Source organism: Comamonas koreensis (assembly GCF_021026195.1).
GTDB classification, from domain to species: Bacteria; Pseudomonadota; Gammaproteobacteria; order Burkholderiales; family Burkholderiaceae_C; genus Comamonas; species Comamonas koreensis.
On sequence record NZ_JAJNCT010000014.1, the window covers coordinates 107,645 to 124,553 of the forward strand.

Below are 16,909 nucleotides of genomic sequence, written 5' to 3' on the forward strand. Positions count from 1 at the left end.
GCTGCGCCGGACAACAAAAAGCCCGCTTATCGGTATAGCGGGCTGTGTTTCACAAGCTGGAGTCCTTCCAATTGGGGACTGTGATGGGGCTGGTGAGTTGGTCAATCTTGGCATCGATCAGCATCATCTTGGCGTGCTCGGGCGTACCTTCCTGTGGGTTCTGCATCAATAGACTGGCACCTTCGGCTTTGAGCTGTTCGAGGTAATCGTCTTTGGCAGCATCCTCCTGCTTTCGTTGCAACACGGCATACCTTCCTGTCGGGGCCACATGGACGAGCCCCAACATCAACAGCTTAGTACGAAAGCAAGATTTATCCTATAGATGCATTTCAATATTCGATGATGTTACGGAATGGAACATAGGGTGGCTTGGCGCTTTATCGTGCCAGATTGACCTAGTTGGCCGGGTGTTTGCTGCCCTTTGGGCGGCCATCGGTGGCCCGCGCATCAGTATCGACGAGTCCGCGCTTCAAATCAGCATGGGCTTGGGCGATCTCTGGAGACGGCTCTTGGCTGGTTTCGCCCACGGACTGGTCTTTTTCATGCGGCATCTTGGCCTGGGTGCCCGGGTCCTCAGGTTGCTGCTTGCGCGTGGTGTTGATGTTCGTCTCCTCGCTGGCGGGAGGGTTTGTTTGTTCAGGGTTTTGGTCTGGCATCGGATCCTCCAGGTTCGTGGGATTCAGAATGCATGGTCGCCCAGGCCTCCATAGATGCGTGTAGGAAAACCGGGGGCAGCGGCTGTGCGCCAATGCATGGTTTTGCATATCGGCCGCCACTACCAAGACCCTTGCACGCCGATGCGGGCCGCTTTCCTACATGGCACTGGTTTGTCTTTCTATAAGGTAATAGCCAGAGCACATTTTGGGCTTCCCGTACAAGAAAGGAACACACATGTTTTTCAAGAAGCGACAAGTCAGCCTCTCCGACGTGAAGGGCGATGTCGACCAGCTGGTGGGCGATGTGCGCGCACTGTTGTCCGTCAAAGAGCTCGACGCGATCCCTGAAATCAAGCGCATCCGCGAGCGCATGGACGAAGGCATGGGCATTGCCCGTGACTCCGCTGCCCGCGCCATCGCGCAGACGAAGCATACCGCTGCATGCACCGACAAGTACGCGCATGACGAGCCTTGGCACATTGCCGGCGCTGCGCTGGCCATTGGTGTGGTGCTGGGTTATGCGGCCTGCCGCCGCTGATCGTTGAATGCAGAGGGGCAGGCGACGCCGCCCCTTGATGATGGCAAAAAGACCTGCCCTGACCGAATGTGGTCAGGGCAGGTCTTTTTTTGCGCTTCCGTCCCCGGCTTCAAGGATCGAGCATCAGCGGTCGGGATGGGCGAGCGGCATCGTGTTGCGTGTCGGCGGCAGCGGGGTCAAGGGTTGGTCGTTTGAGGTGGCTGGGGGCATCTCCACTTGCTTTATCTGCGCATCCTGCTGGGCCTTGCGGTAGGCCGCTGCGGCATCCGCCTTGCAGATGCCGATGGCATCACCGCGCATCTCATTGCAGCGTTCCTTGGCCACGCGGTAGTCCGCATCGGCTCTGGCCACGCGAACTTGGTAGTTGTGGTCGGCATCGCCCAGCAGCTTCGCGTCGCGTTCCGCCCGGGCTACACGCTGGCTGCCCTTGGCATCTTCAGTGCAGATATCTCTGTCGTTGCCCTGCAAGGTCTGGCAATGGGCCATGGCGCTTGCGTATTGGGCGGCTATGCGGTCGGTTTCGGCGCGGATTTCCTCATCGCTCATCGCAGCCACCGTGGCAGCTGCGCACAGGCTTGCCAGCGCCAATGCGGCTTTGGATAAAAAAGGTGTGTTCGCTTTCGTTCTGAGCATGTGTCCATGCTAGGGGGAAAGTGGGCGCAAGCCTGACGGCAGCCTTAGCCATCCGCCGTAGGACGAGGCGCGCCTGTAGCGCTGCGAAGGCTGCAGAGATATTCCGTGAAGTTATAGCTGCTAGGCCGCTACACCCGTGGCGCATAGCGGCATCTGTCACCAGAATGGAGGCCAATAAGACACACGGGGAGCAACCATGCCAACAGCGATTCCTTGCCTGCTGATGCGGGGCGGTACCTCCAAGGGGCCGTTCTTCAACGCCGCGCATCTGCCCCAAGATGTGGCCACGCGTGACAGGGTGCTGCTGGCCGCGATGGGATCGCCGGACCGCAGACAGATCGACGGCATTGGCGGCGGTCATCCGCTGACCAGCAAGATCGGCATTGTCAGCGAGTCGACGCAAGCGGGGGTGGATCTTGAGTTTCTGTTTGCCCAGGTGCAGCCCGACGGTAACACGGTCGACACCCGTCCGAACTGCGGCAATATGCTGGCCGCTGCCGTACCCTTTGCGCTGGCCACCGGCATGCTCCAGGCCGAGGGCGAGTCTGCCACCTTCCGCGTGCTTGCCCGCAACACCGGCATGCTCGCTGACGTCACGCTGGCACTGTCCGCAGGCCAATTGGCTGATGGCGGCAGCGCGTGTATCGATGGGGTACCGGGTACTGCCGCTGCCATCGAAATCTGCTTTCTGGAAACGGCCGGATCGGTATGTAAGAGCCTGCTGCCCACTGGCAGACCGCGTGATCGCATCGCCGTAGCTGGTGAGGGCTATGCGCCCTTCAGCATTGATATCACCTGTATCGACAACGGCATGCCGCTGGTGATTTTCAACGCGGCCGACCTGGGTGCCAGCGGCTACGAGTCTGTCGCAGAACTCGACGCCAACACCGAGCTGCGCCGACGCATAGAGGCGCTGCGCCTGCAGGCAGCGCAAGCAATGGGCCTGGGTGATGTGGCCGCCAAGAACTATCCAAAGATGACCATGGTGGCGCCGCCCCGGCAGAGCGGCGCGATCTGCACGCGCAGCTTTATCCCGCATGTATGCCACGAAAGCATTGGCGTGCTGGCCGCTGTCACCGTGGGCACGGCAGTGCATTTGCCTGGCTCGGTCTGCGACGGGCTGGCGCTGCGGCCAAAGGGTGCCGATGCCGCTACCGTGCCCATTGAGCATCCCTCGGGGCTGATGACCGTCAGATTGACCGGTCGCGCAACGCAGGTCGATGCGCCGCCACAGGTCGCTTTGCTGCGCACTGCCAGGGTTCTGATGCGCGGTGAAGTGATGGTACCCAAGGCCATCTGGGGTGGCCAAGCATGAGCAGTCGATACGCCATGGACCGGTTCCAGATCGCCCGATGCAGTGCAAGCGAGCGAGCCCCGGCCTTTGGTACACGGGGTGCTGTATACAGCGTGCTGCGCAGAGAGGGCCATGCCCATGAATAAAGACCCCCACGCGCTGCCCCCTACCGATGTGCAGGAGCTGCTCAATGCGCGGCAATTCTCAGGCTTTCAGTGGACCATCTTTTCGCTGTGCTTTCTGGTGGTGCTTTTTGACGGTTTTGACACAGCGGCCATTGGCTTCATTGCGCCTTCGTTGATCAGTGAATGGGGTGTCAGCCGTTCGGCATTGGCACCGGTGCTGAGCGCCGCGCTGCTGGGCTTGGCAATGGGCGCGCTGGCAGCTGGGCCGCTGGCGGACCGCTGGGGCCGAAAGGCAGTGCTGGTGGTATCCGTAGCGCTGTTTTCGTTGGCCAGCCTAGCCTCGGCATTCTCCCCGGATATCTGGACGCTAAGCCTTTTGCGCCTTGTCACCGGCATTGGTCTTGGCGCAGCGATGCCTAACGCGGTGACACTGATGAGCGAGTTCTGCCCAGACGCACGGCGGGCCACCCTGACCAATGCGATGTTTTGCGGCTTTCCTCTGGGGGCGGCCTTGGGGGGCTTTGTTGCTGCCTGGATGATTCCTGCCTGGGGATGGGGCAGTGTGCTGTTGTTGGGTGGTATTGCGCCTCTGGCTTTGTCCGTTCTTCTCGTTTTGCTGCTGCCAGAGTCCTTGCGCTATATGGTGGCCCGCAATTACCCCGCAGACCAGATACGTGCCGTGATCTCCCGCGTGACCGGCGCTTCCATCCCTGCTCAGCAAAGCTTTGTCCTTCACGAACCCCACATGCAAGCCCAAGCTGGTGGCATTGCCTTGGTGCTTTCGGCGCACTACCGCTGGGGCTCGGCGATGCTCTGCTTGGCCTACTTCATGGGGCTGGTCATTTTCTATGCGGTGCTGAACTGGATGCCTGTCATCTTCAGAGACGCAGGGCTCGATGCCCGCACAGGTGCACTCGTGGCTGCGCTGTTTCCGCTAGGTGGCATGGGCGCCGTGCTGTCGGGCTGGTTGATGGACCGCTTCAATGCGGATCGCATTGTGGCAGTGGGATATGGCCTGACGGCAGTAGCCATTGGAGGCATTGGCATGGCCGCCGGGAGTTTGCTATGGCTGGTGGCAGCTGTTGCATTGGCCGGTTTGCTGATGAACACCACGCAGTCGTCCATGCCGGCGTTGGCTGCTGGTTTCTATCCCACCAGCGCTCGCGCCACGGGCGTGGCCTGGATGCTGGGCATTGGCCGTTTCGGTGGTATTGCTGGCTCTTTTTTGGTTGCAGAGCTCTCAGCGCGGAATTTGGGCATGGCTGGGCTGTTTGCGCTGTTGGCGATCCCGGGCGCAATTGCCATGGCAGCGCTGCTGATAAAGCAGGCTTTTTTTAGCGTGCCAACTGCACCGGTGGGCGGCGTTGCTTGCTGACCGCCCCATACCGGCTCTTATCAACTTTTTCTTATGCAGGAGCAGCGCATGATCATTGATGTCCACGGGCATTACACCACCGCACCGGCGGCGCTGGGCCGCTGGCGCGACCTGCAAATGGCCGGTCTTCGGGACCCGCGCGAGACGCCGAGTGCCGCCGATCTGCGTATCAGCGATGACGAGATTCGCGAGACGATCGAGAACAACCAGCTCAAGCTGATGCGTGAGCGCGGTCTGGATCTGACGGTGTTCAGCCCGCGAGCCAGTTTTATGGCGCACCATATCGGCGATTTTGAAACCTCAAGCGCCTGGGCGGAGGTCTGCAATGAACTCTGCTTTCGTGTCTCAGAGCTATTCCCCGACCACTTTGTGCCCGCTGCAATGCTTCCGCAGTCTCCGGGTGTGGACCCGCGCACCTGCATTACCGAGCTGGTTCGTTGCGTCGAGCAGTACGGCAATGTGGCGATCAACCTCAACCCGGACCCCTCCGGTGGGCACTGGACAGCCCCACCGCTGTCTGACCGCTCCTGGTACCCCATCTACGAAAAGATGGTGGAGTACGACATTCCCGCGATGGTGCATGTCTCCACCAGCTGCAATGCCTGCTTTCATACCACGGGTGCCCACTACCTCAATGCCGATACGACGGCCTTCATGCAGTGCCTCACCAGTGACCTGTTCAACGATTTCCCCACGCTGCGTTTTCTGATCCCCCACGGCGGTGGTGCCGTGCCTTACCACTGGGGGCGGTTCCGGGGGCTGGCGCAGGCGCTGAACAAGCCTTTGCTGGAAGCGCACCTGCTACAGAACGTGTTTTTCGATACCTGTGTCTACCACCAGGCGGGCATTGACCTGCTCACCCGCGTGCTGCCCACCAAGAACATACTTTTTGCCAGCGAGATGGTGGGCGCGGTGCGCGGTATCGATCCCGAGACAGGCCACCATTTCGATGACACCAAACGCTATATCGAGGCCACGCCCCATCTCAATGAGGAAGGCCGTCGCCAGGTGTATGAAGACAACGCGCGCCGCGTGTTCCCACGCCTCGACGCCGTACTTCGCAACCAGGGGCGATAAGGCGCCCGTCCATAGACAAGGAAATGCATATGTATGAACTCGGCGTTGTTTACCGCCACATCCAGCGAGCCGATCGTGCCGCTGCCGACGGGCTTGCTTCCCTGGGCTCGGCCACGGTGCACGAGGCCATGGGCCGCGTCGGGTTGCTGCAGCCGGCGCTGCGCCCCATCGCCGCTGGCCAACAGGTCTCCGGGACTGCGGTGACCGTGCTGCTGCAACCGGGCGACAACTGGATGCTGCATGTAGCGGCGGAGCAGATCCAGCCTGGCGACATCGTCGTGGCGGCGGTGACTTCGCCATGCAGCGATGGCTATTTTGGTGATCTGTTGGCGACCAGCTTCCAGGCGCGCGGCGCGCGTGCTCTGGTCATTGATGCCGGCGTACGCGATACCAAAACTTTGCAGGAAATGGGCTTTCCGGTCTGGAGCCGCACCGTGTCCTCCAGGGGAACGATCAAGGCCACGCTGGGTTCCGTCAACATTCCCGTTGTCTGTGCCGGTATGTGGGTGACGCCGGGGGATGTGATGGTGGCCGATGACGATGGCGTGGTGTGCGTACCTGCCGCCATGGCTGTCAAAACCCTGGAGACCGCGCTGGAGCGTGAGCGGCTCGAGCGCAGCAAGCGGGCGCAGCTCGCTGCCGGTGTGCTGGGTCTGGATCTGTACCAGATGCGCGGCCCGCTGGCGGGCTCCGGCCTGCGCTACATCGACTGAGAAGGGCGGCACCATGTCAATCTTTCATAAATCACCTGGGTGGCTGGACTGGCATCCCTGGCCCGAGAAGCCCCGCCTGGCCTTGCCGCCAGGCGCGGTGGATGCGCATTGCCATGTGTTTGGCCCGGCCGCTGAGTTCCCGTTCGCCGTCGAACGCAAGTACACACCATGTGACGCGAGCAAGCAGCAGCTTTTTGCGCTGCGTGACCATCTGGGTTTTTCGCGCAATGTGATTGTGCAGGCCACCTGCCATGGCGCAGACAACCGGGCCATGGTCGATGCCTGCAAAGCATCTGCGGGCAAAGCACGGGGCGTGGCAACGGTAAGGCGCAATGTCAGCGACCGGGAGCTGAAGGAGTTGCACCTGGCCGGCGTGCGGGGCGTCCGCTTCAATTTTGTCAAGCGGCTGGTGGACGTGACGCCGCAGGATGAGCTGCAGGAGATCGCCGAGCGCATTGCTGAGCTGGGCTGGCATGTGGTGGTCTATTTTGAAGCGGAAGACCTGCCAGACTTGTGGCACTTTTTCACGCGCCTGCCCACCCCTGTTGTCGTTGACCACATGGGGCGCCCCGATGTCAGCAAACCCGCGCACGGGCCTGAGTTCGGCTTGTTTCTGCAGCTGATGCAGGAGCACGACAACGTTTGGTGCAAGGTCAGTTGCCCGGAGCGTTTGTCGCTCACGGGGCCGCAGGCGCTGCATGGTGAGCGGCAGGCCTACCAGGATGTGGTGCCGTTTGCGCGCAGGGTGGTCGAGGCCTTTCCCACCCGCGTGCTTTGGGGTACGGACTGGCCCCATCCCAACCTGAAGGACCACATGCCTGACGACGGGCTCCTGGTGGATTTCATCTCCCAGATTGCCCCCACGCAGGCCCTGCAGCAGCTGCTGCTGGTGGACAACCCCATCCGTCTGTATTGGCCAGAGGATGCATGAACGCCCAGCACGCATTCAAGCGCAGCTGTGACCTGGAACGCAGGCCAGGCATCCATAACAAACCTGGAAAGATAAATATGGCTTTGGAAAAACCCTATCTCGATGTGCCCGGCACCGTTATTTTTGACGCCGACCAGTCACGCAAAGGCTATTGGCTCAACCAGTTCTGTATGTCCTTGATGAAGGCCGAGAACCGCGCGCGCTTCAAGGCAGATGAGCGGGCCTATCTTGACGAATGGGCGATGACCGAGGAGCAAAGGCAGGCGGTCATGGCCCGTGACCTGAACTGGTGCATACGCACAGGCGGCAATATCTATTTCCTCGCCAAAATTGGCGCCACCGATGGCAAGAGCTTCCAGCAGATGGCTGGTTCGATGACGGGTATGAGCGAGGATGCCTACCGCGCGATGATGGTTGCCGGTGGCCGCTCGGTGGAAGGGAACCGGTTCATGCATGAGGCGGTTGGCGCACCTGCGGCATCGACAGGCGCTGGCGCCGGCAGAGAGGTGGTCTGATATGGCTCGCATCAGCGCATCGGTGTTCACCTCGCATGTGCCCGCCATTGGCGTGGCTATAGACCAGGGCAAGACCCGGGAGGCTTATTGGCAACCGCTCTTCGATGGCTATGCATACTCGCGCCAGTGGATGCGCGACAACCGGCCCGATGTCATCTTTCTGATCTACAACGACCATGCGACAGCCTTTAGCCTCGACCTGATCCCGACATTTGCGATAGGAACCGGCGCCGAGTACCTCCCTGCCGATGAAGGCTGGGGGCCGCGCCCCGTGCCTAAGGTGGTGGGGCATCCGCAACTGGCATCGCATATCGCGCAGTCGGTGATCCAGCAGGATTTTGACCTCACCATCGTCAACCAAATGGACGTGGACCATGGCCTGACCGTGCCGCTGTCCTTGATTTGCGGAGAGCAACCTGCAGATGGTGCCTGGCCTTGTCCGGTGATTCCGTTTGCGGTGAATGTGGTGCAGTACCCGGTTCCCTCGGGCCAGCGCTGCTTCAATCTGGGCCAAGCAATACGCAAGGCCGTGGAGAGCTTTGACGAAGACCTCAATGTGCAGATTTGGGGAACGGGGGGAATGAGCCACCAGCTGCAAGGCGCTCGTGCGGGTTTGATCAACCAGGAGTGGGACAACTGCTTTCTGGACCAGCTCATCCACCATCCTGCGACCCTGGCCAAGGTGCCCCATATCGACTATGTGCGGGAGGCGGGATCGGAAGGGATCGAGCTGGTCATGTGGCTGATCGCCCGTGGCGCCATGGCGGATGTGGACGACCCCGCACGAGCGCCCGTGGTCAAGCACCGCTTCTACCATGTGCCGGCCTCCAACACCGCCGTGGGCCACCTGATTTTAGAGAACGGTTGAAAGACGCCTATGTCGCTGATTTTCGGTATGCATAGCCCTGACGCTGGCTTGGGCACCCAGACCTGCTGGAGGACATCATGACGCTTCGTAACCTCAAAGTGGCACTCGCGGGGGCGGGGGCCTTTGGCCACAAACACCTCGATGGCATTCGCCATATCCAAGGCGTGGAGGTCGTCTCCCTGGTTGATCCTGATCTGTCTAAGGCTCGCCAGGTTGCCGACCAATATGGCATTGGGCACGTCGCCACTAACCTGCAGGACAGTCTGTCGCGGCCAGAAGTGGATGCGGTGATTCTGTGCACGCCCACACAAATGCATGCCAGCCAGGCCCGTCAGTGTTTGCTGGCCGGCAAGCATGTGCAGGTGGAGATCCCGCTGGCCGATCGGCTCGAAGACGCACTGGCCGTGGTGGCACTGCAAAAATCCAGTGGGCTGGTGGCCATGTGCGGCCACACCCGCCGCTTCAACCCAAGCCACCAGTGGATACAACAACGGGTGCAGGCGGGCAGCTTCAAGCTGCAGCAAATGGATGTACAGACCTACTTCTTCCGGCGCAGCAATCTGAATGCGTTGGGCCAGCCGCGCAGCTGGACGGACCATCTGCTTTGGCACCATGCGGCGCATACCGTGGATCTGTTTGCGCACCAGGCCGGCAGCCCGATCGTGCAAGCCCATGCGGTGCAAGGACCATTGCACCCGGAGCTGGGCATTGCGATGGACATGGGCATCTTGCTCAAAGCCGCCAACGGGGCTATTTGCACTTTGAGCCTGTCATTCAACAACGATGGCCCCTTGGGCACCTTCTTTCGCTACATTGGCGATACGGGCACTTACGTGGCGCGCTACGATGAACTGGTTAACGGCAAGGATGAGGCGATTGATGTGTCGGCAGTCGATGTGTCGATGAACGGCATAGAACTGCAGGACCGTGAGTTCTTTGCCGCCATCCGCGAGAGGCGCCAGCCACGCTCAAGCATCTCTCAGGTACTGCCTTGCTACCAGGTTCTGCATGCGCTGGAGCAGCAGCTGCAGTAATATTCTGCCCCTGCAGTGGTTCACCGCCCGCGCAAGTGTCAGCGGGCGGTTTTGGTTTTTAGGAGAGATGATGAGCGAGCGCAGCATTGGCCCATTCCAGGTAGGGCCTGTCGCCCTGGGTTGCATGAATTTGAGCCATGCCTATGGTCACCCTGCCACGGAGACCCAGGCGCGGGCGCTGTTGCATGCAGCGCTCGATGCCGGCGTACGCCTGTTTGATACGGCCGCGCTCTATGGCTTCGGCACGAACGAGTCGCTGGTGGGGCCGATGCTCAAACCCCATCGCAACCGCATCACCTTGGCGAGTAAGGGCGGTATGGCAGGCGTGCGTGGCGATGACGGCGTGATGCGCCGCGTCATTGATGGCCACCCCAAGACCTTGCGCCGTAACTGTGAAGACAGCCTGGTGCGCCTGGGCACCGATGTCATTGATCTGTACTACCTGCATCGCTGGGATCCCCGGGTGCCGATTGAGGAGTCGGTTGGCGAGATGTCACGCCTGATCGAAGAGGGCAAGGTGCGGGCTCTGGGCTTGTCGGAAGTCGGCGTCGATACCTTGCGGCGTGCCCATGCCACCTACCCCATTGCAGCTTTGCAAAGCGAGTATTCGCTGTGGTCGCGCAATGCCGAGCTCGGCACTTTGCAGGCCACCCGCGAGCTGGGCATTGCCTATGTGGCCTTCAGTCCCATGGGCCGGGCTTTTCTGTCGGGCAAATTGCCCGCCGGCACCAGCTGGGTGCCAGGTGACATCCGTGCCGGCATGCCACGGTTTCAACCCGAGGCCTATGCCAAGAACCTGCGGCTGCTGGCCCCCATGCAAGCCATTGCGCAGCGCGCGGACTGCAGCTTGGCCGAACTGGCCATTGCCTGGGTGCTGCACCAGGGCGAACATGTGGTGGCATTGCCGGGCACCACCCGTATCGATCACCTGCACGAAAATCTGCGCGGCGCCCAGGTGGCCTTGGATGCTGCGTTGCTGGCCGAACTCGACGCGCTGTTCGCGCCCGAGGCAATCACCGGCGACCGCTATGCGCTGGCCTCGCAGCGCGAGGTGGATACCGAGAAATACGCGTTTGAGCAGTGCTGATGCCAGGCTGACAGGCGTCTGGCAGCGAGCGCAGAGCCTGAGGCAGATTTCGCTGCCTGCAGGCTCTGTGGTTTATGGCTGTCCAGGTCCGTCGTTGGACTGCGGCTAAACCGTCAGGTAGCCGCCATCGACGGGGATGATCGCGCCGTTGACAAAAGATGCCGCCGGTGAGCACAAAAACCCGATCACCTCCGCCACCTCGGAAGCGTGGCCCCAGCGCTGCAGCGGTGTGCGGGACAGGATCTTTGCCGAGGCCTCTGGGTCGGCCATCAGCCCCTCACTCAACGGTGTGGCAATCCAACCGGGGGCAACTGCGTTGACGCGAACCCCTTCATGCGCCCAGGTCTGGGCCAGCGAGCGTGTCAGCTGCACGATGCCGCCCTTGCTGGCGCTGTAGGCGGGGCGGTCCTTGCTGCCGAAATAGCTGTACATCGAGGCCACATTGACGATGCAGCCGCCGCTTTGCAGCAAGTGGGGGGCTGCTGCCATGCAAGCCTGCATCACAGCGGTCAAGTTGGTGTGCAGGACCTGCAAAAAGGCCTCTGGCTGGTACTCTTCTGCATGCCGGCTGATGCCTGCTGCGTTGACCAGTGCATCGAGGCGGGGGAGCCCGGCAATGGTTTGGCTGAGCTTGGCACTGTCGCGGACATCTACCTCCAGACATCGGATGCGAGGATGGCGCGGGCTGTGCAGGCCTTGCGTATCCAGCCCAAGAGCCAACACGGAGGCGCCTGCTCGGGCAAAGTGCAGGGCGGTGCTAGCGCCGATGCCGGAGGTGCCGCCGGTCACAAGAATGACTTTGTCTTCCATTAAAGGCGTCATGGTTTGTTCCTAGCGCTTGTCGTTGCAGCCAATGGCCGGGCTTACGAGAATCTTGATCTGCGACCGGTCCTGCACCAGTGCTGAAAAGCCCTCGCTCACCGCACGTTCAAGTGGTACTGTTTTGGTGATGATCGACGTCGGGTCGAAGTCTCCCGCTTCAATGAGGCCAATCAGTGCCTGGTAGACATCGCGGTAGCCGACGCTGGCGACCAGACTCAACTCTCGGTTGACGGCATCGAAGGCGTCAAAACGGGCTTCGGACATCAGGCCGACCATGACCATGTTTCCGCCTTTGCGCAATGCGCGAATGGCCCCTTCAAAGGTGGCTTGCAGGCCGGCGGCTTCAAAGCTGGTATCAACACCCAGGCCATCAGTGGCTGATGCAATGGTGTGCCGCAGCTCGCGCGCGGTCAGGCCCTTGCCATCGATGACCAGACTGGCGCCTGCCTGCCGGGCCATTTGCAGGCGTTCCGGCGATACATCCACAGCGATGATGGTGCCTGCCCCCTGCAGTTTGGCGAGCTTGACCAGCAGCAATCCGATAGGGCCGAGCCCAAAGATGGCGCAGCTGCCACCCGCTGGTAGTTGGCTGCGGCGCAGCGCATGGAGCGCAACGGCGGCTGGCTCCATCACGGCTGCCTGCTCCAGACTTACCCCATCTGGCAAGCGGTGCAGCATGTAGCTGGGCACGACGGCGAATTCGGCCATGCCCCCATCGCCCATCAATCCTGCGAAACCCATATCGGCGCAGAGGTTGTAGGCACCATGGCGGCAGTAGGCGCATTGGCTGCAGCGGTACTCGGGCTCCACTGCCACGCGGTCGCCAACCGTTAGGCTGCTGACTTCGCTGCCCACCTCCACGACGGTGCCGCAGAATTCGTGGCCTAAGGTCAGCGGCGCCGTGCGACCCGAGACCGCGTGGGGTGTGCCGACGGGAATCGCATGGGGGCCCGATTCGAATTCGTGCAAGTCACTGCCGCAGATGCCGCAGTACTGCACCGCAATACGCACATCTTGGGGACCGGTCGGGGGAACCGGAATCTGTTCCACGCGTAAATCCTGGGCGCCATGCCAGCGCAGTGCTTGCATCATGGCTTGGCCTCCGCAGCGGCACGTCGCTGCAATACCAGGGGGGCGGTTTCTTTCAGGCCCAGCGCGAGCAGTCCTGCTATCAATGCACCACCTGCTGACATCCACATCGCGACGGGCAGGCCGTAGTGGTCTGCCGCAAAGCCCGCAATCGTGGGTGCCAGAAAGCCGCCCACCAGTTCACCCGCTCCCATGATGAGGCCGAGCGCGCCGGTCAGTACCTGCGGCGGAACGGTTTCAGCGGGGACGGTGGCCATGAAGAGCGTGAAGCAACCAAGGCCGGTATAGGTGACAAACACCACTGCCCCCAGCGCGATGACGGAGTCGCCATAGATCAGGGCGATGGGGCACAGTGCCGCAATCGGTGCAAAGATGACCAGGGCTGACTTGCGTCCGATCCGGTCGGAGATGGCGGGTACGGCAAAGCCCCAGAACACCCAGGCCGCTCCCAGGCAGCTCATCACGAAGCCCATGTCGGCCGCGGAAAACTCCCGGAACTTGACAAGGAAAGTGGGCGCAAACGAGATGATGATGATGAACCAGGTGAGGAAAAAGCAGCTGATCAGCATGCACAGCAGCACATTGCGCTCACGCAGCAAGGCCCAGCGGTTGATGGGTGCTGGCTTGGGCTGCGCTGCGGATGGCGCCTGACCGGGGTGCTCATGCACCCAGCGCCAGATGGCCATGGCAATCAGAATCCCAGGAATCACGGTGACATAGAAGGCGACGCGCCAGCCGAAATTCGTAGCCAGTGCAATGACGACGGGTGGACCGATCATTGCGCCGATCAGGCCCGCTGACGAGCCTTGCAGCAGCCCCATGTTCAGGCCGCGCCGCGATGGCGTGGAGCTTTGGATCATCAGGGACTGGGCAATGGGCAGTACGGGCCCTTCAGCCAGACCCATCAGCGCGCGAAACACCAGCAGGCTGACGAAGCCGCCCACCAGCCCTGACATGGCCGAGCAGATGGAGAACCCCAGCACGGACACCACCAGCAGCGCCTTGCGCTTGGATCGCGAATCCGACCAGGCACCTGCGATCGCTCCGGAGATGGCCCAGGTCAGGGCCAGGGCCGAGGAGATCATGCCCAGCTGGGTTTGGCTCAGATCCAGCTCATCCTGCATGAACGGGAAGAGAAAGGACAAGGCCAGACGATCAAAGAAGACAAAGCCAAAGGTCAGAAAGAGGATCAGCAGCAGCCGATTCTCATAGCTCCACCAAGAGCGGACAGGGGATGCGTGCATGTTTTTCTCCAGACTTTGCGTCAGTTAGCGAAAGAGTTTTTCCACAGCCTCGGCACCCAGCCCCACTTTTTCGTAGTGGGCCTTGCACAGTGCTATGTAGGAATGGACATCAAAGTAGCCGTCTGGATTGCCTTGCTCGTCGAGCCAGATCAGGGGCCCTTTGACAATGAAGATGGCACGCATGGGCTCTGGGTGGTCAAACGCCACCAAGGTATGGCCTTCGCCCGGAGTCTCATAGACAAAATCGCCCTTGGTTGCCGTCCAGTCGTGCTCGAGGTAGCCCCACTTGCCTGAGATGGTGTAGGCAAAGACTTCATGCGGGTGGTAGTGGCGGTTCACCAAACCCGCTTCCTTGGCCATCAAGATGTCGCACCATTTGTTTTGTGAGGGTGAAATCCATAGCGGGCGGGAGCACACGGTTTCTGTGAACGGAACGTAGAGACGCTCGTCCTCGGATGCTGCATTGGGGATGTATACCTCTGGCAGCGCATCCGGCTGGAAGGGATTGGCGATGGGGTTGAGGTTTTGCCAGAACTCGGAGTTGGCTTTGTCTACCATGGTGGATTTCCTTGAGTGGGGGAACGAGGGGTATTGAATAGCTGGCGCAGCGGCTCGTGGGCGCTGCTGTTGGCCGTGCTGAAAGCGCGGCCTCCGCTGTGGGTGATTCAGGGCGCTGGCGCTGATAGCGGCGCCCCACCCTGTAGCGGATCTGACCTGCACCGGCTGGCGAACTGAGGCCAGATAGCCGAGCGCCATGGATAATTGCTAATGTTGCGTTTTTTTCTATCAGCGGCAGGGGATTGTTCGCTGGTCATTGGTGGGTCCTCCTTCTCTTATTGGCTGTAAGCAGAACTTCATTCTGTTAAAGAAGACCCCAGGCACCTAGGTGTAAGCCAAGCTAGCAGCTATAGCAAAATGGCATACTAATAGTTAAAAATTATTAATACGTCATGAGAAAAAGGGGGTGACTATGAATTTGCAGCAGATCGAGACCTTTGTTGCGGTGGCGGAAACCGGTAGCTTTAGCAAGGCGGCGATGCTGTCCGATACGGCGCAGCCTGCATTGAGTCGCCAGGTGCGGGCATTGGAGATGGAGTTGCGTGAGACTTTGCTGATCCGCACCGGGCGTGGCGTGACGTTGACCGAAGCAGGGCGCAGGTTGCTGGAGCACAGCCATGCGATCCTGCAGCACGTCGCACAAGCCAAGGAAGATTTGGGGTGCGAGCGCAATGAACCAGTGGGGCGTATCGTGGTGGGCCTGCCTCCCAGCCTGGCTCGGCGTTTGACCTTGCCGCTGATCGATGCGTTCAGCCGCCAGATGCCCAAGGCCCGGGTTGCCATCGTGGAGGGGCTGTCGATGCAGATGGCGGAGTGGCTGGCCTCCGGACGAATGGATTTGGGCCTGGTCTATTCGCCTGAGCCCCATCCGCATATAGAAACGACTCCGGTACTTCAGGAGCGCCTTTGCCTGGTCGGCTCGGCGTGTGCGCTGCACGGCCGCTCTTCGCTGGGGTTTGAGGACCTGTCCGCTTTTCCGCTGATCATGCCGCAGTACGGCCAGATCTTTCGCAAGCTGATGGAGGCGCAGGCCCGGCTGTCGCAAGTCAAGCTCAATGTGGTTTGGGAGGTCTCCAGTGTGCCGGCCATTCTGGATTTGGTCCGCGGGGGCTACGGTTATGCGGCCTTGACACGCAGCGCACTCGAGGGGCATGAGCTGGGCGAGCAACTGGTGGTGGCTCCTATCGAATCGCCAGCCGTGATGATCAACCTGTGCCTGGCGCAGTCTGCCAAACGGAAAACCACGCCGCTGGTCCGCTGCACGGCCTCCGTGCTGCATAGACTGACCACCCAGGTCTGCGAATCGGTCTCGGCCGTTCCTGCCGGTTAGGGCATTGACCTATATAGCGGGTTTCATCGTAATTTTGTGTTGCAATCGGCCCAGTAGGTCAGAGCAGGGCGGCGCGCCTCACTACAATGCGGAAGCCCTGCACACGGCCCCGTTTCAGCGGGACAGTGCGCGCAGGCGCAGCCCGGAGGTCGCTTTGCTGCCACACTCCGCTCGGGTTCTGTGTTGGGACCTCTACAATGCAGTGCAACTGATTCAATGACATGAAGATACTGCTTTGTAACGATGATGGTTATCAGGCGCCCGGCATCGTGGCGTTGCATGACGCATTGCAGGCGGTGGCTGATGTCGAGGTGGTGGCACCAGAACACAACAACAGTGCCAAATCCAATGCGTTGACCTTGCATTCGCCGCTGTACGTGCAGCGCGCGGCCAATGGCTTTCGCTATGTCAATGGCACGCCGGCTGATTGCGTACACATTGCGCTGACGGGCCTGTTGGGCTATAGACCTGATCTGGTCATATCTGGCATCAATAACGGTGCCAATATGGGCGATGACACCATCTACTCCGGCACCGTGGGCGCGGCCATGGAAGGCTATCTTTTTGGCATCCCGGCCATGGCGTTCTCCCAGATCAACAAGGGCTGGGGCGAGCTGGAGTCAGCCGCGAAAAAGGCCTGCGAGCTGGTGCAGCAGTTTGAAGCCTCCAAGCTCGTGACCCTCAAGCCCTGGCTGCTCAATATCAATATTCCCAACCTTCCGTTTGCGCAGATCAAGCCGCTCAAGCTCTGCCGCCTGGGGCGCAGGCATTCGGCCGAAAAAGTCATCACCCAGACCAGCCCCCGGGGCGAGACCATGTACTGGATCGGCAATGCTGGCCTGGCGCTGGACGATGCCGAGGGCACCGACTTCCATGCGACGGCATCAGGCCATATGGCGGTGACACCGCTGAAGGTGGATTTGACCGACCATGAGAGCCTGGCCTACTGGGCGCAGACCGCGACCAGCTTGCGTAGCAAGGACCTGGAGGTGCCAGGGTGACCTTGCGCAAGCCCGGCTT

Annotated in this window: 19 protein-coding genes; 12 read left to right on the forward strand and 7 right to left on the reverse strand. The window is 61.0% G+C overall.

The genetic code is table 11. The features are described from left to right. Positions 1-49: 49 nt before the first annotated feature. Together LPW39_RS13750 and LPW39_RS13755 are read right to left on the reverse strand one after the other, a co-directional pair. Positions 50-244: a hypothetical protein gene (locus LPW39_RS13750; protein ID WP_230775872.1), complete on the reverse strand. Its 195-nt coding sequence runs from the start codon at positions 242-244 to the stop codon at positions 50-52. A 151-nt stretch (positions 245-395) separates the two neighbouring features. Then, positions 396-656: a hypothetical protein gene (locus LPW39_RS13755; protein ID WP_230775873.1), complete on the reverse strand. Its 261-nt coding sequence runs from the start codon at positions 654-656 to the stop codon at positions 396-398. Positions 657-891: 235 nt separating this feature from the next. Between LPW39_RS13755 and LPW39_RS13760 the strand changes: the two genes are divergently transcribed. After that, positions 892-1,194 (forward strand): DUF883 family protein, encoded by a 303-nt coding sequence (locus LPW39_RS13760; protein ID WP_230775874.1) that lies wholly within the window; start codon positions 892-894, stop codon positions 1,192-1,194. Positions 1,195-1,317: 123 nt separating this feature from the next. Here LPW39_RS13760 and LPW39_RS13765 read toward each other — a convergent pair whose 3' ends face one another. Then, the gene (locus LPW39_RS13765; RefSeq protein WP_230775879.1) at positions 1,318-1,740 is read right to left on the reverse strand and encodes a hypothetical protein; all 423 of its coding nucleotides are present in this window, start codon (positions 1,738-1,740) and stop codon (positions 1,318-1,320) included. A gap of 283 nt (positions 1,741-2,023) precedes the next feature. Between LPW39_RS13765 and LPW39_RS13770 the strand changes: the two genes are divergently transcribed. The 9 genes from LPW39_RS13770 to LPW39_RS13810 all read left to right on the forward strand — a co-directional run bounded on the left by LPW39_RS13770 (position 2,024) and on the right by LPW39_RS13810 (position 10,846). Continuing rightward, on the forward strand, positions 2,024-3,142 hold the full coding sequence (locus LPW39_RS13770; protein ID WP_230775886.1) for a 4-oxalomesaconate tautomerase: 1,119 nt from the start codon (positions 2,024-2,026) through the stop codon (positions 3,140-3,142). Between the two features lie 117 nt (positions 3,143-3,259). Continuing rightward, a complete protein-coding gene (locus tag LPW39_RS13775; protein ID WP_407928840.1) occupies positions 3,260-4,621 on the forward strand; it encodes an MFS transporter in 1,362 nt (453 codons plus the stop codon). A gap of 48 nt (positions 4,622-4,669) precedes the next feature. Further along, positions 4,670-5,698, forward strand: a complete 1,029-nt coding sequence (locus tag LPW39_RS13780) for an amidohydrolase family protein (RefSeq protein ID WP_230775890.1) — start codon at positions 4,670-4,672, stop codon at positions 5,696-5,698. Positions 5,699-5,727: 29 nt separating this feature from the next. Then, positions 5,728-6,411: a 4-carboxy-4-hydroxy-2-oxoadipate aldolase/oxaloacetate decarboxylase gene (ligK, locus tag LPW39_RS13785; RefSeq protein ID WP_230775898.1), complete on the forward strand. Its 684-nt coding sequence runs from the start codon at positions 5,728-5,730 to the stop codon at positions 6,409-6,411. A gap of 13 nt (positions 6,412-6,424) precedes the next feature. Continuing rightward, positions 6,425-7,342 carry an amidohydrolase family protein gene (locus tag LPW39_RS13790; protein ID WP_230775900.1) on the forward strand — a complete coding sequence of 306 codons (918 nt, stop codon included), beginning with the start codon at positions 6,425-6,427 and terminating at the stop codon, positions 7,340-7,342. A gap of 77 nt (positions 7,343-7,419) precedes the next feature. Continuing rightward, a complete protein-coding gene (gene ligA / locus LPW39_RS13795) occupies positions 7,420-7,857 on the forward strand; it encodes a protocatechuate 4,5-dioxygenase subunit alpha (protein WP_230776013.1) in 438 nt (145 codons plus the stop codon). 1 nt (position 7,858) lies between these two features. Further along, positions 7,859-8,725 carry a class III extradiol dioxygenase subunit beta gene (locus tag LPW39_RS13800; RefSeq protein ID WP_230775910.1) on the forward strand — a complete coding sequence of 289 codons (867 nt, stop codon included), beginning with the start codon at positions 7,859-7,861 and terminating at the stop codon, positions 8,723-8,725. Between the two features lie 77 nt (positions 8,726-8,802). Further along, complete coding sequence (locus LPW39_RS13805; protein WP_230775912.1) at positions 8,803-9,759, forward strand: Gfo/Idh/MocA family oxidoreductase; 957 nt, start codon at positions 8,803-8,805, stop codon at positions 9,757-9,759. A gap of 70 nt (positions 9,760-9,829) precedes the next feature. Further along, a complete protein-coding gene (locus LPW39_RS13810) occupies positions 9,830-10,846 on the forward strand; it encodes an aldo/keto reductase (RefSeq protein ID WP_230775922.1) in 1,017 nt (338 codons plus the stop codon). A 105-nt stretch (positions 10,847-10,951) separates the two neighbouring features. On the opposite strand, the gene LPW39_RS13815 is transcribed toward LPW39_RS13810, so the two are convergent. From LPW39_RS13815 to LPW39_RS13830, 4 genes are read right to left on the reverse strand one after another with little or no spacing between them, the layout of a single operon-like run. Next, positions 10,952-11,668, reverse strand: coding sequence for an SDR family NAD(P)-dependent oxidoreductase (locus tag LPW39_RS13815; protein ID WP_230775924.1), 717 nt, complete (start codon positions 11,666-11,668; stop codon positions 10,952-10,954). Between the two features lie 9 nt (positions 11,669-11,677). After that, entirely contained in the window at positions 11,678-12,757 is a 1,080-nt protein-coding gene (locus tag LPW39_RS13820) for a 2,3-butanediol dehydrogenase (protein ID WP_230776032.1), read from the reverse strand. Then, positions 12,757-14,001: an MFS transporter gene (locus tag LPW39_RS13825; protein ID WP_230775926.1), complete on the reverse strand. Its 1,245-nt coding sequence runs from the start codon at positions 13,999-14,001 to the stop codon at positions 12,757-12,759. Before LPW39_RS13825 ends, LPW39_RS13820 begins: the two co-directional genes overlap by 1 nt. Positions 14,002-14,025: 24 nt before the next feature. Further along, positions 14,026-14,559: a 2,4'-dihydroxyacetophenone dioxygenase family protein gene (locus LPW39_RS13830; RefSeq protein WP_230775928.1), complete on the reverse strand. Its 534-nt coding sequence runs from the start codon at positions 14,557-14,559 to the stop codon at positions 14,026-14,028. Between the two features lie 412 nt (positions 14,560-14,971). Here LPW39_RS13830 and LPW39_RS13835 point away from each other — a divergent pair, with 412 nt between their 5' ends. Both LPW39_RS13835 and surE read left to right on the forward strand, forming a co-directional pair. Beyond that, positions 14,972-15,889: a LysR family transcriptional regulator gene (locus tag LPW39_RS13835; RefSeq protein WP_230776034.1), complete on the forward strand. Its 918-nt coding sequence runs from the start codon at positions 14,972-14,974 to the stop codon at positions 15,887-15,889. Between the two features lie 221 nt (positions 15,890-16,110). After that, the gene (gene surE, locus LPW39_RS13840; protein ID WP_230775930.1) at positions 16,111-16,890 is read left to right on the forward strand and encodes a 5'/3'-nucleotidase SurE; all 780 of its coding nucleotides are present in this window, start codon (positions 16,111-16,113) and stop codon (positions 16,888-16,890) included. Positions 16,891-16,909 lie beyond the last annotated feature (19 nt).